The organism is Streptomyces sp. NBC_01013 (genome assembly GCF_045162765.1).
In the GTDB taxonomy this organism is placed as follows: Bacteria; Actinomycetota; Actinomycetes; order Streptomycetales; family Streptomycetaceae; genus Streptomyces.
This window is the reverse complement of record NZ_CP108687.1, coordinates 7496504-7518897: the sequence shown is the minus strand read 5'-3', so window position 1 is coordinate 7518897 and position 22394 is coordinate 7496504. Positions and strand designations below refer to the sequence as shown.

At 73.1% G+C, this 22394-nt stretch carries 5 protein-coding genes; all 5 read left to right on the top strand.

Features of this window, described 5'->3' with window-relative positions; translation table 11 throughout:
* The first annotated feature begins 10 nt into the window (after positions 1-10).
* The 5 genes from OG538_RS32670 to OG538_RS32650 all read left to right on the top strand — a co-directional run bounded on the left by OG538_RS32670 (position 11) and on the right by OG538_RS32650 (position 22364).
* On the top strand, positions 11-1237 hold the full coding sequence (locus OG538_RS32670; protein ID WP_406099114.1) for an acyltransferase family protein: 1227 nt from the start codon (positions 11-13) through the stop codon (positions 1235-1237).
* Positions 1234-2457 (top strand): cytochrome P450, encoded by a 1224-nt coding sequence (locus tag OG538_RS32665; protein ID WP_406099113.1) that lies wholly within the window; start codon positions 1234-1236, stop codon positions 2455-2457. The genes OG538_RS32670 and OG538_RS32665 overlap by 4 nt, the downstream gene beginning before the upstream one ends.
* A 20-nt stretch (positions 2458-2477) precedes the next feature.
* The gene (locus OG538_RS32660; RefSeq protein WP_136326119.1) at positions 2478-2672 is read left to right on the top strand and encodes a ferredoxin; all 195 of its coding nucleotides are present in this window, start codon (positions 2478-2480) and stop codon (positions 2670-2672) included.
* A gap of 2 nt (positions 2673-2674) precedes the next feature.
* Positions 2675-3601, top strand: coding sequence for an alpha/beta hydrolase fold domain-containing protein (locus OG538_RS32655; RefSeq protein WP_406099111.1), 927 nt, complete (start codon positions 2675-2677; stop codon positions 3599-3601).
* An 82-nt stretch (positions 3602-3683) separates the two neighbouring features.
* Complete coding sequence (locus OG538_RS32650; RefSeq protein ID WP_406099110.1) at positions 3684-22364, top strand: SDR family NAD(P)-dependent oxidoreductase; 18681 nt, start codon at positions 3684-3686, stop codon at positions 22362-22364.
* Positions 22365-22394: the final 30 nt, after the last annotated feature.

Below are 22394 nucleotides of genomic sequence, written 5' to 3'. Positions count from 1 at the left end.
GTCATCAGCCATGCCAGGGTCACCAGCACCGTCCCCCGCGTCACCATCCGCCGCGGACCTGCCGCGGGCCGCCAGACTGCCGTCCCTCACCGGGATGCGCTTCCTGGCGGCCCTGCTGGTCTTCGCGTTCCACACCACCTTCCAGACCCGGTTCTTCGAGGGCTCGGTGGGCGACACGCTGGGCGACACCTTCGCCAACGCCGGTTTCTACGGGGTGACTTTCTTCTTCGTCCTCAGCGGTTTCGTCCTGACCTGGTCGGCGCGGCCCGCCGACGGGGCCACGCGCGTCTGGCGGCGCAGACTGGTGAAGATCTTCCCCAACCACCTGGTCACCTTCGTGGCCGCCGCGGTGCTGATGGTCGCCGCGTCCGAGGTGTTCACCACCAAGGGTGTGCTGGCCAACCTGTTCCTCGTGCAGGCGTGGATACCCGAGATCCAGGTGCCGAACACGATGAACGCCGTCAGCTGGTCGCTGTCGTGCGAGCTGTTCTTCTATCTCGCCTTCCCGTTCCTGCTGCCGGTCCTGGAGCGGCTGACGGCCCGCCGACTGTGGACGGCCGCCGGGGTGCTCGCCGCGCTCACCGTCCTGGTGCCGGCCGTCAGCAGCTGGGCGGTGGCCGGCACCCCGCTGCCCTTCATCGCCGACGGCTCGCTGTCCTTCGAGCAGATCTGGTCCGTCTACTTCTTCCCGCCGGTCCGGGCCGTCGAGTTCGTGCTCGGCATGATCGCCGCCCGGCTGGTGCTGACCGGCGCACTCCCGCGCATCGGGCTGCTGCCCGCCGCCGCGGTCGCGGTCGGCGGGTACGTCCTCAACTCGTCGGTGCCGTATCTGTACGGTGTCGCGGGCACCGGCGCCCTGTGGCTCATCCCGCTGGTCGTCGCCGCCGCGCAGGCCGATGTCCGGCAGACCGCCTCGCCGTTCCGGGGGCGGGTACTGGTGCGGCTCGGCGAGCTCTCGTTCGCGTTCTACATGGTGCACGGCCTGGTGGTGACGTACGGCCACAAGTGGCTCGTCGCCGGCCAGGACCTGTCCGGGGGTGCGGCGGCCGCCCTGCTGCTCGCCGCCCTGCTGACCGCCCTGGTCCTGGCCCACGCCCTGTTCACCTGGGTCGAGGCCCCCGCCGTACGGCGGTTCAGCGCGCCGCGCACAAAGAATCCGGCAGCGCCCGAAGCGGCTCCCCCGGCCGCACCCGCACCCGCCGCCGTCCCGCTCACTGCCCTGGAGGCCGGGGAATGACCGAGACCAGCATCGCCGCACCGACGAACGGGCCGGAGCTGCCCGCGTATCCGCAGGCCCGCGGCTGCCCCTTCCAGCCGCCCGCCGGCTACGACGCCTACCGCGAGCAGGGGCCGGTGTCCCTGGTCGAGCTGTACAACGGGCGCCGGGTGTGGGCGGTGAGCGGGCACGCGGAGGCCCGACAGGTCCTGCTCGACGCGGCCACGTACTCCTCCGACCGGGTCCATCCGCACTATCCGGCCACCGCGCCGCGCTTCGAGTCGGCGCGCAAGGTCCGCAATTTCATCGGCATGGACCCGCCGGAGCACACCGTGCAGCGGCGCATGCTGCTCACCAACTTCACCGTCCGCAAGGTACAGGCGCTGCGGCCCGGCATCCAGCGGCTGGTGGACGAGCTGATCGACGCGATCGAGGCCAAGGGCCCGGTCGCCGATCTGGTTCCGGACTTCGCCCTGCCCGTGCCGTCCGTCGTCATCTGCGAACTCCTCGGTGTCCCGTACGCCGACCACGGGTTCTTCGAGCAGCAGTCCCGCCGGGTGGTCACCGGGACGACGAGCCTGGAGGACAGCGCGGACGCGTTCGCCCAGCTCGCCTCGTACCTCGACGGGCTGATCCGGCGCAAGGAGGAGGAGCCGGGCGACGGGCTGCTCGACACCCTGATCGCCGAGCAGCTGTCCACCGGCGCGCTCACCCGCCGCGACCTGGTCGACATCGCCCTGCTGCTGCTGGTGGCCGGGCACGAGACCACGGCGAGCGCGATCGCCCTCGGCGTCCTCACCCTGCTGGAGAACCCGGAGCAGCTCGCGGCCCTGCGCGCCGACGAGTCGCTGCTGCCGGGCGCGGTGGAGGAGCTGCTGCGGTACATGGCGATCGCGGACGGCGTCGCCCGGTTCGCGACGGTCGACACGGAGCTCGGTGGGCACCGGGTCCGGGCGGGTGACGGGGTGATCGTCGTCATCTCGTCCGCCAACCGGGACGACGAGGCGTTCCCCTCCGCCGACGCTTTCGACGTAGGGCGCGGCGCACGCCACCACATCTCCTTCGGACACGGTGTCCACCAGTGCATCGGCCAGAACCTGGCCAGGGCCGAGATGGAGATCGCGCTGTCCACACTCTTCCGCCGGCTGCCGGGGCTGCGCCTCGCCGAACCCTCAGGGCAGCTGCCGGTCAAGGAACCGGGCGGTGTCCAGGGCATCTGGCGCCTGCCCGTCACATGGTGATCAGAAGGGAACCGGAAGCCATGCACATCAAGGCCGATACACAGCGGTGTCTGGGCGCGGGTCAGTGCGTCCTGTCCGCCCCCGACCGCTTCGACCAGTCGGACGAGGGCACGGTCCTCGTCCTGGAGGACCGGGTGGACGGCGCGGCCGAGGAGGCGAGGCTGCGGGACACCGTGGCGCTCTGCCCCTCGCAGGCCATCGCTCTGGAGGCCTGAGCATGCCGGTGACGGGACGGCTGGCCGACGCGGTCGCGGACCATCGGGCGGGCCCGCGGCCGCTGCGTGAACTTCCGGCGGTGCCGGGGGTCGAGGTGACGGAGCGGTGGATTCCGGGGCCGCCCGGGTCCCCGGAGGTCCGGGTGCGGGTGTACCGCCCGGCCGGGGCGGGGTCCGCGCTGCCCGCGGTGCTGTGGATCCACGGCGGGGGCTTCGTCCTCGGCAATGTGGACTCGGTGCACCACTCGGCGGCCCAGGCGGCGTCGTTCGCCTCGGCGGTGGTCGTCGCAGTGGCCTACCGGCTGGCGCCGGAGGATCGGTTTCCGGCCGGGCTCGACGACTGCTGGGCCGCACTGGAGTGGACCGCCGGGAACGCCAAGGAGATCGGGGCGGATCCGGCTCGGCTCGCGGTGGCGGGGGCCAGTTCCGGGGGCTGTCTCGCCGCCGGGCTCACCCTGCTCGCCCGGGACCGGGGCGGGCCCGGGCTGGTCTTCCAGCACCTGAGCACTCCGGTGCTGGACGACCGGCTGGAGACGGGCTCGATGACCGCGTTCCTGGACACGCCCATCTGGAACCGCCGGCTGGCGCGGGAGAGCTGGGAGCTCTACCTCGGTACGGGCGGGGGCGAGGCTCCCGTGCACGCGTCCCCGGCCCGCGCCGGGGACCTGGGCGGGCTGCCCCCGGCGTACATCTCGACCGCGGGTCTCGATCCGCTGCGCGACGAGGGGCTGCTGTACGGGCTCCGCCTGGCGCAGGCCGGGGTGCCGGTGGAGCTGCACAACTTCCCGGGGGCGTACCACGCGTTCGGCGGGTCGGCGGGTGCGCCGGACCCGGAGGAGCAGCACCGCATCGCGCTGGAGCACCTGACGGCGTTGCGGCGCGGGCTGCGCGCGGCGGGGGTGGGCCCCGACGGCTCAGGGACGATTTAGACCGCGCAAAGGCCGCCGTTAGCGCGGCTGGGGAGGGTGGGTCTCGCCGGGTCGTTCTCGACGAGGGAGTACGTCACAGATCATGCGTAGCGCCCACTCCGCACCTATCGCCGTCATCGGTCTCGCCTGCCGCCTCCCCGGGGCACCCGATCCCGCCGCTTTCTGGGAGTTGCTCAGCCGCGGTGAGGACGCCGTCGGGGAGGCGCCCGCGGGCCGCCGGTCCGCCGGCGCCCCCGCCCATGGCGCCTTCCTCGACGAGGTGGACCGGTTCGACGCCGGCTTCTTCGGGATCCCGCCCCGTGAGGCGGCGGCGATGGACCCCCAGCAGCGGCTGCTGCTGGAGCTGGGCTGGGAGGCGCTGGAGGAGGCCGGGATCGTCCCCGGGGTGCTCGCCGGAAGCCGGACCGCCGTCTTCGCGAGCGCCATCTGGGACGACTACGCGGCGCTCCACCACCGCAGGGGCGAGACGGACGCGGACCGGTATTCCGTGACGGGACTGCACCGGGGCATCCTCGCCAACCGGCTCTCGTACGTGCTCGGCCTCACCGGTCCGAGTCTGACCGTGGACGCGGCCCAGTCCTCGTCGCTGGTCGCGGTCCACCTCGCCTGCGAGAGCCTGCGCAGCGGTGAGTCCGATCTCGCCGTCGTCGGCGGAGCGAACCTGATCCTCTCCCCCGGCAGCAGCGCGGACAGTGCGAAGTTCGGGGCGCTGTCGCCGGACGGCCGCTGCTTCACCTTCGACGCCCGGGCCAATGGCTACGTACGGGGCGAGGGCGGTGTCGCCGTCGTGCTCAAGCCGCTGGACCGGGCCCGGGCGGACGGCGACCGGGTGCACTGCGTGATCCTGGGCAGCGCGGTCAACAACGACGGCGCGTCGGACGGGCTCACAGTCCCGGACCGGGGGGCGCAGGAAGCGGTGCTGCGCGAGGCGTACGCCCGCGCGGGTGTCCCGGCCGGCCAGGTCCAGTACGTCGAGCTGCACGGCACCGGCACGCCCGTGGGCGACCCGGTGGAGGCCGCCGCGCTCGGTGCCGCCCTCGGCACGGGCCGGGCGGCCGGCGCCCCGCTCCAGGTGGGCTCGGCGAAGACGAACGTCGGGCATCTGGAGGGCGCGGCCGGTCTGGTGGGGCTGCTGAAGACCGCTTTGTCCATCGACCGGCGCCGGATCCCGGCCAGCCTGAACTTCGACGAGCCCAACCCGGCGATCCCCCTGGCCGACCTGGGCCTGCGGGTCCGGACCGAGGAGGGCCCCTGGCCCAGCGAGGAACTCCCGCTGATCGCGGGGGTCAGCTCCTTCGGCATGGGCGGCACCAACTGCCATGTGGTGGTGGGCGATGCGGTGGCGGTCGATGCCGTGGAGGACCATGCGGCAGAGAGCGATGCGGTGGAGACCCGTGTCCGTGTGGCCGTGGTGACACCGGCCTCCGATGCTGCCGGGGGCTCCGGGAACTCCGGGGAGGCCGCGGGCGCCCCAGGCTCCGGTGCGCCGCGGCCGGTCCCGTGGGTGCTCAGCGCCCGCGACGGCCGGGCCCTGCGCGGACAGGCCGCACGGCTCCGCGACCACCTGAGTGCCGCCGATCCCGCGTCCACACCGCTCGACACCGCCTACTCCCTCGCCACCACCCGCACTCTCTTCGACGAGCGAGCCGTCGCGGTGGCCGCCGGCAGGGAAGGGCTGCTGCGCGCGGTCGAGGCCCTGGCCGAGGGCCAGGACGACCCCGCACTCGTACGTGGCAAGGCGGGCGCGCACCCCCTCACTGCGTTCCTCTTCACCGGGCAGGGCAGTCAGCGCGCCGGAATGGGGCGCGAACTCTACGCCGTGTACGAGGAGTTCGCCGAGGCGTTCGACCGCGTCTGCGTGGCCTTCTCCCCTCATCTGGACCGGCCGCTCGAAAGCCTCGTCCTCGCGACGGAGGGATCGCCGCAGGCCGCGCTGCTGGACGAGACGCGCTATACACAGCCCGCGCTCTTCGCCGTCGAGACTGCGCTGTTCCGTCTGGTGGAGCACCTGGGCCTGCGGCCGGACCGACTGGCCGGGCATTCGATCGGTGAACTGACCGCGGCCCACGTGTCCGGTGTGCTCTCGCTCGACGACGCCGCGCGCCTTGTCGCCGCCCGGGGCCGGCTGATGCAGGAGCTTCCGGCGGGCGGTGCGATGGCCGCGGTGGAGGCGACCGAACAGGAGGTGACCCCTCTCCTCACCGACCGGGTCTCCATCGCCGCCGTCAACGGACCGCGTGCCACCGTCGTCTCGGGCAACGAGGCAGATGTCCTCCGGATCAAGGACGCGTTCGCCTCCCAGGGTCGCCGGACCCGGCAGTTGACGGTCAGTCACGCATTCCACTCGCCGCTGATGGACCCGGTCCTCGAAGCGTTCCGGCGGGTCGCCGGGGAGCTCGAGTTCCACGCGCCGAGGATTCCGGTCGTCTCCAACGTCACGGGCGACTTCGCGACCGCCGGGGAACTCGCCTCACCCGACTACTGGACACGGCACATCCGCGACGCCGTCCGCTTCCACGACGGGCTGCGCACGCTGCGGGCCGACGGTGTGGGCGTCTTCGTCGAGCTGGGCCCGGACGCCGTCCTCACCGCCCTGGCCCGCGACACGCTCGCCGACGGTGAGTCCGCGCTGCTGTCGGTCCTGCGGCGCGGCCGCCCCGAACCGGAGACCCTGACAGCCGCACTGGCGCAGGCGCAGGTGCGGGGCGCCCGGGTGGACTGGGCGGACGCGTTGGCGGGGTGGGGCGGTCGGGCCGTACCGCTGCCGACGTACGCCTTCCAGCGCGACCGCCACTGGCTGGACGGCCCGGCCGTGGCGCCCGGAGTAACGGCGCCGGTGGGCGGCCCCGCGCCTGCGGAGACGCCCGGGGACACGCACGCGGCGGCCTCGGACACGGACCTGCTCGATCTGATCCGGACGCAGGTCGCGATCGTGCTGGGCCATGTCACGGGCGACGCGGTCGATCCGGGCCATACGTTCAAGGACCTCGGCTTCGACTCGCTGGCCGGGGTAGAGCTGCGCGACCGGCTCCAGATCGCCACAGGCCTCTCCCTGCCGTCGGCCCTGGTCTACAACCACCCGACGCCCGAGGCCGTGGTCCGGCTGCTGCGCGAGCGGCTCGACGGGGCCTCGGGGCGGACGACGGCCGGTCTGCCGGTCGCCCGCACGGGTGCGGCGGCCCAGGTGAACGAGCCGATCGCCATCGTGGGCATGGCGTGCCGCTACCCGGGCGGGGTGGCCTCCCCGGAGGACCTGTGGAATCTGGTCGCCGGGGGCACGGATGCCATCGGCCCGTTCCCCGCGGACCGGGGCTGGGACCTGGCCGCGCTGTACGACCCCGACCCCGACCGGCCCGGCACCTCCTATGTGCGGGAGGGTGGATTCCTTTACGGGGCCGGCGAGTTCGACGCCGCACTGTTCGGGATCAGCCCCCGCGAGGCGGCGGCCATGGACCCGCAGCAGAGGCTGCTGCTCACCACGGCGTGGGAGGCCTTCGAGCGGGCCGGGATCGCGCCCGACAGCCTGCGCGGCAGCGCGTCCGGTGTGTTCATCGGCGCCACCGCCCAGGACTACGGGCCCCGCCTGCACGAACCGGCCGAGGGGCTGGACGGCTATCTGCTCACCGGCAGTACGGCGAGTGTCGCCTCGGGGCGTGTCGCGTACACCTTCGGGCTTGAGGGCCCGGCGGTGACGGTGGACACCGCCTGCTCCTCGTCCCTGGTGGCACTGCATCTCGCGGCCCAGGCACTGCGGCAGGGCGAATGCGATCTGGCGCTCGCCGGCGGTGTGACCGTGATGCCGACACCGGGGATGTTCCTGGAGTTCAGCCGGCAGCGCGGCCTGGCGTCCGACGCGCGTTGCAAGGCCTTCGCGGCGGGCGCCGACGGCACCGCGTGGTCCGAGGGTGTGGGGCTGCTGCTCGTGGAGCGGCTGTCGGACGCCCGGCGCAACGGTCATCAGGTGCTCGCGGTCGTCCGGGGCTCCGCAGTCAACCAGGACGGGGCGAGCAACGGCCTCACCGCGCCCAACGGTCCCTCGCAGGAGCGGGTCATCCGCCAGGCCCTGGCCAATGCCGGCCTCGGCACCTGCGATGTGGACGCGATGGAAGCGCACGGGACGGGCACACGTCTCGGCGACCCGATCGAGGCCGAGGCGCTGCTGGCCACGTACGGCCAGAATCGCCCGGCCGAACAGCCGCTGCTACTGGGCTCGTTGAAGTCGAACATCGGGCACGCCCAGGCGGCGGCCGGGGTGGGCGGCATCATCAAGATGGTCGAGGCGATGCGCCACGGCGTACTCCCCCGCACCCTGCACGTGGACGCCCCGTCGCCTCATGTGGACTGGGAGGCGGGTGCGGTGCGCCTGCTGACGGAGGACGCGCCCTGGCCGGAGCACGACCGGCCCCGGCGTGCGGCGGTGTCGTCGTTCGGGATCAGCGGGACCAACGCCCACGTCATCCTGGAACGGTCCCCGGAAGCGTTGGATTCGGTCCCGTCCACGCCTGATCCCGGCGGCTCCGAACCGGTGTTGTGGCCACTCTCCGCACAGAACACCGGCTCACTGCGCGAGCAGGCCAGGCAGCTCCGTGCGTACGTCGTGGAACACCCGGACATCGAGCCCGGCCAGGTCGCTTCGGCGTTGTACCGGGGGCGGGCAGGTCTTGAGCATCGTGGGGTGGTGTTGGCAGGTGACCGGGACCAGGCACTCGACGCCCTGAACGCCCTCGCCACCGACCAGGAACACCCCGCACTCGTACGAGGCACCGCAACCCCCACACCACGCATCGCCTACCTCCTCACCGGACAGGGCAGCCAACGCCCCCGGATGGGCCACACCCTCTACAGCACCCACCCCGCCTTCGCCACCGCACTCGACGACACCATCGACGCCCTCGACCCACACCTCGAACACCCCCTGCGCGACATCATGTTCGCCGCCGCAGACACCCCCAACGCCGCACTCCTCAACGAAACCCGCTACACCCAACCCGCCCTCTTCGCCCTCGAAACAGCACTCCACCACCTCCTCAAACACCACGGCATCACCCCCGACTACCTCACCGGCCACTCCATCGGCGAACTCACCGCCGCCCACCTCGCCGGCATCCTCACCCTCCAAGACGCAGCCCTCCTCATCACCACCCGCGCCCACCTCATGCAAACCGCACCACCCGGCGGAGCCATGACCGCCATCCAAGCCACCGAAGAACAAATCCAGCCCTACCTCAACGACCACATCGCCCTCGCCGCCGTCAACAGCCCCACCTCCCTCGTCATCTCAGGCGACCACGACGCCATCCAGGAAGCCACACACACCCTCAAACAACACGGCCACCGCACCCACCCCCTCACCGTCAGCCACGCCTTCCACTCCCACCACATGGACCCCATCCTCAACCAATTCCATCAAACAGCCCAAACCATCACCTACCACCAACCCCACACCCCCCTCATCACCCACGGCAACCCCACCACCCCCGACCACTGGACCCACCAAATACGCCACACCGTCCGCCACCACGACAACATCACCACCCTCACCACCAAAAACATCACCACCTACCTCGAACTCGGACCCGACGCCTCCCTCACCACCCACACACCCCACACCACCCCCCTCCTCCGCAAAAACCACAACGAAAACCACACCTACCAAACCGCCCTCGCCACCACCCACACCCAAGGCACCCCCACCACCCCACCCACCCACCACCACCCCCACACCAACCTCCCCACCTACCCCTTCCAACCCACCCACTACTGGCGGGTGCAGAGCCGGGCCACGGCCGGTCCTGAATCGCTCGGACTCGCGGCCACGGATCACCCCTTCCTGGGCGCGTCGGGTGAACTCGCCGAGCAGGGCGGGTCGGTGTTCACCGGGCAGCTGTCGCAGGACGCCCATCCCTGGCTCGCGGACCACGAGATCCTCGGCCACACGCTTCTGCCCGGGACCGCCTTCGTGGATCTCGCACTGGCCGTCGGCGAGTCCGTGGACGCGCCGAGGGTGGCGGAACTGACGCTGGAGGCACCCCTGCCGCTTCCCGCCGCCGGTTCCCTGCTGCTCCAGCTGGCCGTCGGCCCGGCCGACGCGGACGGTCACCGCTCTCTCAGCATCCACACGCGGCCGGACACGGCGAGCGACTGGACCCGGCACGCCACGGGCACGCTGGCACCCCCGGCGCCCACCCGGCCCGCGGCCGTGGGTGGCACCTGGCCGCCGCGCGGCGGCCAGGCCCTCGACATCGAGGCGCTGTACGTACGTCTCGACCGGCTGGGGTACGCCTACGGGCCCGCCTTCCGTGCCGTACGTTCCGCGTGGAGCGACGGCGACGACCTGTTCGCCGAACTCGCGCTCCCCGGCGAACTGCACGATCAGGCTGCGGAGTTCGCGATCCATCCGGCCCTGCTCGACGCGGCCCTGCATCCGCTGGTCGGACAGGGGGCGCGGGAGGAGGCCGGGCTGCCCGTGCCCTTCGCCTGGTCGGGCATCGAGCTCTTCGCCACCGGCGCCACCACTGTGCGCGCCCGTTGGTCGTCGGGCCGGCTCACGGTCACCGACCCGGCCGGCAACGCCGTCCTGTCCGCCGAATCGCTCACCCTGCTTCCGGTCGAGGCGGCGGCACTCGGCACGCCGAGCGGCCACACGCCCGCACCGCACCGCCTCGAATGGACGCCCGTCGCACGTGCCGCCTCCGCCCAGTCGCGGCCGGTGCACGTCGACACGCTCGGGGACCTCGCGCCGGACTCACCGGTGCCCGGTGTCGTCGCGGTGAGCGTTCCGCAGGGGCGCGGGGCAGCCGAGCGGACCCTGGCGCTGGTACGGGAGTGGCTGGGTCAGGAACGCTTCGCCGAGGCGCGGCTGCTGTTCCTCACCCGAGGTGCGCTGGCCGTCGTGGAGGGCGACTCCGTGCCCGATCCCTGGTCGGCCGCCGCCTGGGGGCTGGTGCGTTCGGCGCAGTCGGAGCACCCCGGCCGGTTCGCCCTGGCGGATGTCGACGGGGCGGCGCCGGACCTCGCCGTCCTGTCGGATGCTTCGCTCGACGAGCCCCAACTCTCCTTGCGTAAGGCTTCTTTGTTTGCACCCCGGGTCGTCCGGGGTGATGACGCCACCGAGCCCGCGCCCGAAGGACGCGACTACGGCCGTCGCACGGTCCTGATCACCGGCGGGACCGGTGGGCTCGGCCGGCTCGTCGCCCGGCATCTCGTGGCCCGGCACGGGGCCCGGCATCTGCTGCTGCTGAGCCGGAGCGGCGAACAGGCACAAGGAGCGGCAGAGTTGGCGCGGGAGCTCGCCGACGCCGGGGCCGAGGTGCGGTTCGCGACCGGGGACGCGGCCTCACGCGAGGACCTGGCAGGGGCTCTGGCCTCGATCCCGTCCGCACACCCCCTGGGGGCCGTCTTCCATCTGGCCGGCGTCCTCGACGACGTGACGATCGGGAGCCTCACCCCTGACCGGCTGGAGACCGTGCTCCGCACGAAGGCCGACGCGGCCTCGCATCTGCACGAGCTCACGGCCGGTGCCGAGCTGGACGACTTCGTGCTGTTCTCGTCGATCGTCGGCGTCACCGGCAACGCCGGACAGGCCAACTACGCGGCCGCCAACGCCTACTTGGACGCCCTTGCCCAGCACCGCCACGCCCTCGGGCTGCCCGCCGCCTCACTCGCCTGGGGTCTCTGGGACCAGCCCGACGGGATGAGCGGCGGCCTGGGGGCGACCGAGCTGGCCCGCTGGTCGCGGTCGGGGCTCGCCCCGTTGTCCGTGACCGACGGCCTGACGCTGCTCGACGCGGCCCTGACCGGCGGGGACCCGGCGCCGGTCCTCGTACGGATCGACGCGGCCGCTCTGCGGACGAGGGCGGAGCAGGGTTCTCTGCCTCCGGTCCTGCGCGGCCTGGTCCGGACACCACGCCCCCGCGCCTCGGCGGCCGATACCTCCGGCGCCGCCTCGTGGGCGGTGCGCACGGGCGGTCTACCCGAGGAGGAAAGGCTGCGTACGGTCACCGAGTTGGTGCGGACCACCGTGGCCACGGTGCTCGGCCACACCACACCGGCGACGCTGGACGAGTCACGCGCCTTCCGCGATCTGGGATTCGACTCCCTCGCCGGTGTCGATCTGCGCAACCGGCTCGGCACGGCCACCGGTCTGAGGATCTCCGCCACGGCCGTCTTCGACCACCCGACCCCCCGGGCGCTGGCCGCCCATCTCCTGACCCTGCTGCCCGGGGGCACCACCCTGTCCTCCGGACCCGTGGCCTCCGGGGCGCGGCCCACCGACCAGGACGACCCGATCGTGATCGTCGGCATGGCATGCCGCTACCCGGGCGGCGTGGCGTCGCCCGACGATCTGTGGGACCTCGTCGCGTCCGCGCGGGACGCCATCGGCGGCTTCCCCACCGACCGGGGCTGGGACCTGGCGAGCCTCTACGACCCGGACCCGGAACACCTCGGTACCTCGTACGCCCGCGAAGGCGGGTTCCTTTACGGCGCCGCGCAGTTCGACGCCGAGTTCTTCGGGATCAGCCCGCGCGAAGCCATCGCGGCCGACCCGCAGCAGCGGCTGCTCCTGGAAACGGCGTGGGAGACGTTCGAGCGGGCCGGGATCGACCCCGGCACCGTGCGCGGCAGCCGGACAGGGGTCTTCGCCGGTGTCATGTACAACGACTACGGGTCGAGGTTCCTCAAGGCTCCGAATGATCTGGAGGGCTACCTCCTCACAGGCAACACATCGAGCGTGATCTCGGGGCGTGTCGCGTACACCTTCGGGCTTGAGGGCCCGGCGGTGACGGTGGACACGGCATGCTCGTCCTCTCTGGTGGCGCTGCACCTCGCCGCCCAGTCACTGCGGCAGGGCGAATGCGATCTGGCACTCGCCGGCGGTGTGACCGTGATGGCCCGCCCGGACACGTTCGTCGAGTTCAGCCGGCAGCGGGGGCTCTCCCCCGACGGCCGGTGCAAGTCCTTCTCGGCATCGGCCGACGGAACGGGCTGGTCGGAGGGTGTGGGGCTGCTGCTCGTGGAGCGGCTGTCGGACGCCCGGCGCAACGGCCATCAGGTGCTCGCGGTCGTCCGGGGCTCCGCAGTCAACCAGGACGGGGCGAGCAACGGCCTCACCGCACCCAACGGCCCCTCACAGGAGCGGGTCATCCGCCAGGCCCTGGCCGGCGCGGGGCTGCGGGCCTCCGAGGTCGACGCGGTCGAGGCACACGGGACGGGTACCCGGCTGGGCGACCCGATCGAGGCGCAGGCGCTCCTTGCCACGTACGGGCAGGAGAGGCAGGGCGACGAGCCGTTGCACCTCGGCTCGCTGAAGTCGAACATCGGGCACGCCCAGGCGGCGGCCGGGGTGGGCGGCATCATCAAGATGGTCGAGGCGATGCGCCACGGCGTGCTGCCCCGCACCCTGCACGTGGACGCCCCGTCCCCGCAGATCGACTGGGAGGCGGGTGCGGTCAGGCTCCTGACGCGGGAGACCGCCTGGCCGGAGCACGACCGGCCCCGGCGTGCGGCGGTGTCGTCGTTCGGGATCAGCGGGACCAACGCCCACGTCATCCTGGAGCAGGCCCCCGAGGCGCAGGAACCGGCCGTATCGAGCCCCGACGACAGCACGCCCGTCCTGTGGCCGCTGTCCGCACACAGCCCGGCCGCCCTGCGCGCCCAGGCCGCACGGCTCGCCACCTTCGTACGGGAACGGCCGGCCTCGGCCGAGGCGATCAGCCACACGCTGACGGGGGGACGCGCCGCCCTGGAACATCGTGGGGTGGTGTTGGCAGGTGACCGGGACCAGGCACTCGACGCCCTGAACGCCCTCGCCACCGACCAGGAACACCCCGCACTCGTACGAGGCACCGCAACCCCCACACCACGCATCGCCTACCTCCTCACCGGACAGGGCAGCCAACGCCCCCGGATGGGCCACACCCTCTACAGCACCCACCCCGCCTTCGCCAGCGCACTCGACGACACCATCGACGCCCTCGACCCACACCTCGAACACCCCCTGCGCGACATCATGTTCGCCGCCGCAGACACCCCCAACGCCGCACTCCTCAACGAAACCCGCTACACCCAACCCGCCCTCTTCGCCCTCGAAACAGCACTCCACCACCTCCTCAAACACCACGGCATCACCCCCGACTACCTCACCGGCCACTCCATCGGCGAACTCACCGCCGCCCACCTCGCCGGCATCCTCACCCTCCAAGACGCAGCCCTCCTCATCACCACCCGCGCCCACCTCATGCAAACCGCACCACCCGGCGGAGCCATGACCGCCATCCAAGCCACCGAAGAACAAATCCAGCCCTACCTCAACGACCACATCGCCCTCGCCGCCGTCAACAGCCCCACCTCCCTCGTCATCTCAGGCGACCACGACGCCATCCAGGAAGCCACACACACCCTCAAACAACACGGCCACCGCACCCACCCCCTCACCGTCAGCCACGCCTTCCACTCCCACCACATGGACCCCATCCTCAACCAATTCCATCAAACAGCCCAAACCATCACCTACCACCAACCCCACACCCCCCTCATCACCCACGGCAACCCCACCACCCCCGACCACTGGACCCACCAAATACGCCACACCGTCCGCCACCACGACAACATCACCACCCTCACCACCAAAAACATCACCACCTACCTCGAACTCGGACCCGACGCCTCCCTCACCACCCACACACCCCACACCACCCCCCTCCTCCGCAAAAACCACAACGAAAACCACACCTACCAAACCGCCCTCGCCACCACCCACACCCAAGGCACCCCCACCACCCCACCCACCCACCACCACCCCCACACCAACCTCCCCACCTACCCCTTCCAACCCACCCACTACTGGCTGGACGCGACGGCGGCCTCCGCGACCGACGCGCTGCTCGCTCCCGCCGTCGAGCTCGCCGGGGACGACGGTCTGCTCTTCACCGGAGAGGTGGGCACGGCGCTGCTCCCCTGGCTCGCCGACCACACGATGGGCGGCACACCACTCGTGCCCGCAGCGCTGTTCGTCGAACTGGCCCTGCGCGCGGGCGAGAGGGCAAACGTTCCGGTGGTGGACGAGCTGACACTCGAGGCTCCGCTCCCCCTGCCCGTCGACGGCTCGGCGGTGTCGCTCCAGCTCGCGGTGGGCGCCCCCGACGGCACGGACCGGCGGCCGTTCAGCGTGCACGCCCGGCCCGCCGCCGGTGCGCCCTGGGTGCGGCACGCCTCCGGGCGGCTGGCACCGCTGGACCATGAGGCCCCCGCACCGGAAGCCCTGTGGCCACCGGCCGACGCGGTCCGTACGGATGTGGCCGAGGTCTACGAGCGGCTGGAGCGGCTGGGTTACGGCTACGGCCCGGCCTTCCGCAACCTGCGGGACGCCTGGACGGTCGGGGACACCCTGTTCGCCGAGGCCACGCTGCCGGAGGAACTGAGCGAAACCGCAGGGGAGTTCATTGTTCATCCCGCACTGCTCGACGCCGCGCTGCACCTCCTGCCGCTGCGCGACGGCGGTGCGGAGCTGAAGCTCCCGTTCTCCTGGTCCGGCATCCGCCTGCACGCCACCGGGGCCGATTCGGTCCGGATCCGGCTGGAGCCGGCGCTCGGGGACTCGATGTCCCTGTCGCTGGCCGACCCGGCCGGGGGCCCGGTCGCCTCCGTGGACTCGGTGTATCTGCTGGCCGCCCCCGCCGTGACCGCGGCATCGCCGGCCGCCGAGGGCGTCGACCCGCTGTACGCGGTGGAGTGGACGGAGCCGGTCGCGCACACCGGCCGGACCGGTGCGGCCCTGGGCGAGGCCGAGATCGTGCGGATCGACTCCGGCCTCTCCGGGGCCGGGCCGGCTCATCGCGCCCTCTCGCTCGTCCAGGAGTGGCTGGCTTCCGAGCGACCTGCCGACGCCAGGCTCGCGGTCGTCACCTCGGGCGCCGTCGCGGCCGAGCCGGGCGAGGCCGTCGCCGGTCTGGCGGCCGCGTCGGTGTGGGGTCTGCTGCGTACGGCCCAGTCCGAGCATCCCGGCAGCTTCGTCGTCGTCGACACGGACGAGAGCGCGGCGAGCGAAGCCGCACTGGCCGGTGCACTGACCGGCGATGAGCCCCAACTCGCCTTGCGTGAAGGGCGGGTGCTGGTGCCCCGGCTGGCCAGGATCGCGCCGGACAGCCCGGACACCGCGCCCCCGGCCGACCCGGTCACCGGTCCCGATGCCGCGGGCACCGTCCTGCTGACGGGAGCCACCGGGGCACTGGGCGCCACGATCGCCGAGCGGCTCATCACTCACCACGGTGTCCGGCATCTGCTTCTCGCCGGGCGGCGCGGCCCCACGGCTCCGGGCGCGGCGGAGCTGCTCGCGCGCCTGACGGAACTCGGGGCCGACGTCGCCCTCGTGGCCTGCGACACCACCGACCGTGCCGCCGTCGCCCGCCTGCTCACCGGCATCCCGGACGCACACCCCCTGAGCGCGGTCGTGCACGCGGCCGGGGTGCTCGACGACGGTGTGCTTGAGGACCTCACCCCGGACCGCCTGGACGCCGTCCTGCGGCCGAAGGCGGACGCGGCCCTGCTGCTGCACGAGCTCACCCGTGAACTCGGCCTGGAACTTACCGCCTTCGTCCTCTTCTCCTCAGTCACCGGGGTGACCGGCACGGCCGGGCAGGCCAACTACGCGGCTGCCAACACCTACTTGGACGCCCTCGCCCAGCACCGGCACGCCCTCGGCCTGCCCGCCACCTCACTCGCATGGGGTCTCTGGGACCAGCCCGACGGCATGGGATCCCGGCTGGGCGCTTCCGATCTCGCCCGGCTCGCCCGGTCCGGGATCGCCCCGCTCCCCGAAGCGAGCGCCCTGCGGCTCTTCGACGACGCGCTCGGCTCCCGGCACCCGCTGCTCGTGGCCTCCCGGTTCGCCACCGCCACCCTGGGCGAGGGGGGCGTGCCGGTTCCCGCACCGCTGCGGTCGCTGACACCGAAGCGTCCGCGCCGGGCGGCCAACTCCGTCGCCGCACAGTCCGGTCCGGCGTGGGCCGACCAGTTGGCCGGCCTCTCGGGCGAGGAGGTGGAACGGAAGCTGCTGGAGCTGGTGCGCGCCACCACGGCCACGGTGCTGGGCCACGCGGACGCGGCCTCGGTGCCCGACGGTCGCGCCTTCACCGATCTCGGCTTCGACTCCCTGGCAGCCGTCGATCTGCGCAACCGGCTCGGGACGGCCACCGGTCTGCGCCTGCCCACCACCCTGGTCTTCGACCACCCGACCCCGCTGGCGCTCGCCACCCTGCTGCGTACCGAACTCGTCGGTGCCGGAGCGGACCTGGTCCCGGCCGGCGTCCCAGCGACCGCGCCGACGGGCGCCACCGTGGACGATCCGATCGCCATCGTGTCCATGGCCTGCCGTTTCCCCGGCGGCGTGACCACCCCCGAGGAGCTGTGGCGCCTCGTCAGTGACGAGACCGACGCGGTCTCCGGCTTCCCCGCCGACCGGGGCTGGGACCTGGCCGGCCTCTACGATCCGGACGCCTCCCGCCCCGGCACGTCGTACGCCAAGGAGGGCGGGTTCCTGCACACGGCCGCCGACTTCGACCCCGAGTTCTTCGGGATGAGCCCGCGCGAGGCCCTCACCACGGACCCGCAGCAACGGCTGCTGCTGGAGACCGCGTGGGAGGCCTTCGAGCGGGCCGGGATCGACCCGGCCGGGCTGCGCGGCTCCCGCACCGGGGTCTTCGCGGGTGTGATGTACAACGACTACGGGGCCCGGCTGCACCAGTCGCCGAACGCCCCCGGTGAGGTCGAGGGGTACCTGGTCAGCGGGAGCGCGGGCAGTGTGGCCTCCGGCCGGGTCTCGTACACCTTCGGCCTCGAGGGCCCGGCGGTGACCGTGGACACGGCATGCTCCTCGTCCCTGGTGGCGCTGCACCTCGCCGCACAGTCACTGCGGCAGGGCGAATGCGACCTGGCGCTCGCCGGTGGTGTGACGGTGATGGCCGGGCCCGCGACCTTCGTCGAGTTCAGCCGGCAGCGGGGGCTCTCCGCCGACGGGCGGTGCAAGCCGTTCGCGGAGGCCGCCGACGGCACGGGCTGGGGCGAGGGCGTCGGGCTGCTGCTCGTCGAGCGGCTCTCGGACGCCCAGCGCCACGGCCATGAGGTACTGGCCCTGCTCCGTGGCTCCGCCGTCAATCAGGACGGTGCGAGCAACGGCCTCACCGCACCCAACGGCCCCTCCCAGCAGCGGGTCATCCGCCAGGCGCTGGACCGGGCGGGACTCACCGCCCGGGACGTCGACGCCGTCGAGGCCCACGGGACCGGTACCCGGCTCGGGGACCCGATCGAGGCCCAGGCGCTGCTGGCCGTGTACGGGCAGGACAGGCCGGCCGGACAGCCGCTGCTGCTGGGCTCGGTGAAGTCCAACATCGGACACACGCAGGCCGCGGCGGGCGTCGCGGGCGTGATCAAGACCGTGCTCTCCATGCGGCACGGAACGCTGCCCAGGAGTCTGCACATCGACCGGCCCACCCCGCACGTCGACTGGTCGGAGGGTGGGGTCGAGCTGCTCACCGAGGCGACGCCGTGGCCGGAGCACGACCGGCCCCGCCGGGCAGCCGTGTCGTCCTTCGGGATCAGCGGGACCAACGCCCACGTCATCCTGGAGGCACCGGCGGACACCCTGGCCGCCACGGAGGTCCCGGACGCCGGCGCCGGCGGCCCGCTCGTCCCGTGGCTGGTGTCCGGGCACACGCCCGGCGCGCTGCGGGCCCGGGCGGCGCAGCTCGCCGAGGTCCTCGAAGGGGAACCCCGGCCACACCCGGCGGACGTCTCGGCGGCCCTGGCCGCCGGTCCCGGCGCCTTCGAGTACCGCGTTTCGTTCGTCGCGGCCGACCGGGAGGAGACGCTGCGCGCCTTGGCCTCGGTGGCGTCGGGCGGGACGCGGGAGGTCCTGGCGCCCGAGCGGGTCCGGACCGCGTTCCTCTTCACCGGTCAGGGCAGCCAGCGTGCGGGTGCGGGCAGGGAGCTGTACGCGGCGTACGACGTGTTCGCCGCGGCCCTCGACGAGGTCTGCGCGGCGCTCGACCCGCTCATCGGCCGCTCGCTGCGCGAGATCGTGTTCGCCGACGAGGGCACGCCGCAGGCGGCCCTGCTGGACGAGACGCGGTACACCCAGCCCGCCCTGTTCGCCCTGGAGACGGCACTGTTCCGGCTGATGGAGCACTTCGGCGTACGTCCCGACGCGTTGCTCGGGCACTCCATCGGATCGGTGGCCGCAGCGCACGCGGCCGGTGTGCTGTCGCTGAGTGACGCGGCGACGCTGGTGGCGGCCCGTGGCCGGCTGATGCAGGGGCTGCCCGCCGGCGGCGCCATGCTGGCCGTCGCGCTCGACGAGGAGGCGGTGGCGCGGCTGCTGACCGGTCTCGACGACCGTGCGGGCATCGCCGCACTCAACGGGCCCCGGGCCACCGTGGTGTCGGGCGAGGCCGGCGCGATCGACGAGATCGCCGCTCTGGCGGCGGAGTCGGGCGCCCGGACCCGCAGGCTCACCGTCAGCCACGCCTTCCACTCGCCGCTGATGGATCCGGTCCTCGCGGAGTTCCGGGAGGTGGTGGCGGGGCTGGAGTTCCGGGCGCCGGCCCTCACGGTGATCTCCGACCTCACGGGGCAGGCCGTCGACCCCGACGACTTCGCCTCGGCGGACTACTGGGTACGCCACGCCCGCGAGGCCGTCCGCTTCGCCGACGGTGTCAGCACGCTCAAGGAGCTGGGCATCGGCACGTTCCTGGAGCTCGGCCCGGACGCGGTGCTCGCGACCATGGCCGCCGACTCGCACCCCGAGGCGGTGCTGCTGCCGCTGCTGCGCCGTGACCGCTCCGAACTCCGCTCGCTGCCGGAGGCCCTCGGCGCCCTGCACGCCGCCGGTGGCACCGTCGGCCGGGCGGTGTACGGGGTGCGGGAGGGCCGCGGCCGGGTCGAGCTGCCCACGTACCCCTTCCAGCGCGAGCGCTACTGGCTGGACCGCCCGGCCGCTCCGGCCGGGACCGCCCGAGTGGAGCAGGCGGGGCTCGGAGCCACGGACCATCCGCTGCTCGGGGCCGCCGTGGAACTCGCCGGCGGCACGGGCACGGTCCACACCGGGCTCCTCTCCCTGGACAGCCATCCATGGCTGGCCGACCACGCGGTGCTCGGCACCGTCGTGCTGCCGGGAGCGGCGCTGCTCGAACTCGCTCTGTACGCCGGCCGGCAGGCGGGCGCCGACGCGGTCGACGAACTGACCCTCAGCGACCCACTGCTGATCCCGGAGACGGGGTCCGTGCAGGTGCAGGTGAGTGTCGGGGCGGCTGGGCAGGACGGCCGCAGGACGGTCACGGTCCATTCCCGGACGGACGCCGCGCACCAGGGCGGGGCGGACGGCGAGCCGTGGACCGCGCACGCCTCCGGGGTGCTCGCACCGGACACCGCCGCACCACCGGAGCGGGAGACGGGGGCCTGGCCGCCGGCCGGGGCGGAACCCGTCGAGGTCGGTGGCGCCTACGCCGAGCTGGCCGCGCTGGGCTACACCTACGGCCCCGCGTTCCAGGGGCTGCGGGCCGCCTGGCGCGATCCCGGTGACGGCACCTGGTTCGCCGAGGTGGCACTGGCCGAGAGCGGCGAGGGGCACCTCCTGTCACCGTCGCTCCTCGACTCGGCACTGCACCCGCTCGCGCTCGCGGGCCCCGGTCCTTCGGGCGGCCTGCCGGTCCCGTTCTCCTGGAACGGGGTGCGGGTGCGTCCGACGCGGGCAGGGTCGGTGCGCGTGCGGCTGTCCCCGGCCGGGCACGGCACCACCGGACTGCTGCTGACCGACGAGTCCGGGACTTCGGTGCTCTCCGTGGCGTCCCTGGTGGTACGGGAGGCGGATCCGGCGCGGATCGCATCGGTCCGCCGAAACGCGGACGGCCTGTACCGGGTGGAGTGGACGGCGCTGTCCGCCCCCGCCCCTGGCCCGGAAACGGGTGCGGTCGGTCTCGACGAGGCGTTCCGGATCGCGGACGCGGAGGGCGAGTTCCTGGGCGACGCCGTACTGGACGAGGTGGAGCGTTCGCTGCCCGGCCTCGCGCAGGTGCTGCGCGACTGGGTGGCGGACGCCCGGTTCGAGCGAGCCCGGCTGGTCGTCACGACGACCGGGGCGATCGCCGCCCGCGACGGTGACCCGGTGCCGGGGCTCGACCGGTCGGCGTGGTGGGGACTGGTGCGTACGGCCCAGACCGAGCATCCGGGGCGCTTCGTCCTGGTCGACACGGACGGTACGGACGCCTCAACCCTCGTACGGGACCGCGCCCTCGGCACCGGAGAACCCCAACTCGCGCTACGGGACGGCGAAGCGCTCCACCCTCGCCTGGCCGCAGTGCCCGTCGCCGGGAAGAGCCGCGTGGCCCTGCCGGACGCCGGGCGCGGCACGGTGCTCCTGACGGGTGCCACGGGTGCGCTCGGCAGGCTGGTCGCCGAGCGGCTCATCACCCACCACGGGGTGCGGCGGCTTCATCTGACGAGCCGTCGGGGGCCGGACGCACCCGGTGCCCGCCGGCTTGTCGCCGACCTCACAGGTCTCGGCGCGCAGATCACCCTCACCGCCTGCGACCTCGCGGACCGGGAGGCGCTCACCGCGCTCCTCGACTCCATACCGGCCGGGCATCCGCTGACCGCCGTCGTCCATGCGGCGGGGGTCACGGCGGACGCGACACTGGCGGCGCTCACCGATGAGGACTTCACGACGGTCATCCGGCCGAAGGCCGACGCCGCCCTGCTGCTGCACGAGCTGACCCGGGAGCGGGGGACCGAGCTGGACGCCTTCGTCCTGTTCTCCTCCGTCGCGGGGATCATCGGCAACGCGGGCCAGGCCAACTACGCGGCGGCGAACACATACGTGGACGCGCTGGCCCAGCACCGCCAAGCGCTCGGCCTGCCCGCGCTCTCGCTCGCCTGGGGGCTGTGGGAGCAGCCCGGCGGCATGGGCGGGGCCCTGAGCGGCGCCGATCTGGCGAGGATCGCGCGTACCGGCATCGCACCACTGACCGCTGAGGAGGGGCTCGCGCTGTTCGATGCCGCGCTGGCCTCGGGACTGGCCACCGCCGTGCCCGCGCGGCTGGACACCTCGGCGCTGCGCCGGCTCGGTGATCCGGACCGCGTACCGCCGCTGCTGCGGTCCCTGGTCGGCCTGCCGGCCGGGCGGCCCGCGGTCACGTCCGGGACGGGCGGCGGGTCCGTCGTCGCCGCGGACGGCGACGCCCCGTGGGTCCGCAAGCTGGCCGAGGCCGCCGAGACGGAGCGGCCGCGCATCGTGCTGGATCTGGTGCGGGCGGTGGTGGCCGAGATCCTCGGGCATCCGCCGAACCGGCCGGTTCCCGCCGACCGGGGTCTGCTCGACCTCGGTTTCGACTCCCTGACCGCCGTGGAACTGCGCAACCGCCTCGGTGCCGAGACCGGACTGAGGCTGCCCACCACCCTGCTCTTCGACCGGCCGACCGCGACCGCGCTCGCCACCCATCTCCACGGGGAGCTGACCGACCGGCTGCCCGGCGGGGCGGCCTCCGCACTGGCCCGTATCGACGAGCTGGAGGCCGCGTTCGACGGGGCCGCTCTCGGCGCGGAGGCCCGCGACCGGATCACCACCCGGCTGGCCTCCCTGCAGGCCAGGCTCACGGCGGCCCGGGACACCCCCGCGGTTGCCACGGACACAGACACCACTGCCACCCCCCATCTGGACCAGGCGTCCGACGACGAGCTCTTCCAGCTCATCGACGGTCAGCTCGGCTCCGAATGATCCGTACGACGAGGAGAGTTGACGTCGCAT